The sequence below is a fragment of the Sedimentibacter sp. B4 genome, from assembly GCF_000309315.1.
GTDB classification, from domain to species: Bacteria; Bacillota; Clostridia; order Tissierellales; family Sedimentibacteraceae; genus Sedimentibacter; species Sedimentibacter saalensis.
Genome location: NZ_CANG01000582.1, coordinates 1 through 290, shown reverse-complemented (window position 1 = coordinate 290; position 290 = coordinate 1). Strand labels below are relative to the sequence as shown.

The window sequence follows — 290 nt, the reverse complement described above, 5'->3', positions numbered from 1 at the left end:
CGACACGGCGGAGAACTCCGGTCAGGCGGACGTGGAGATTCACACCGAACTCCCCTACGAGGAGCCGCGGGTGCCGCCGGCCTACCGGCGGGTGGAGCTCGGCCTGGACGACTTCCTGGTTGCGCTGCCCCCCGACACCCGCTGGTCGAGGCGGAGTCCGCGGACCTCAGCGAGTTCAGCGAGGACGACTGGGTGGCAGTACGACTTCGGCGACGACATCGCGACCAGGCTGGTCGCGCACGCGTTCGGCGGGGGCGAGGGTTCACGCCGCGCTACGTCGCGCGGGCACA

Annotated in this window: 1 pseudogene; it reads left to right on the top strand. The window is 71.4% G+C overall.

Annotated features, from left to right (window positions below):
* Window positions 1–290 (top strand): annotated as a pseudogene (locus tag BN358_RS27770) (hypothetical protein); the annotation flags it as partial.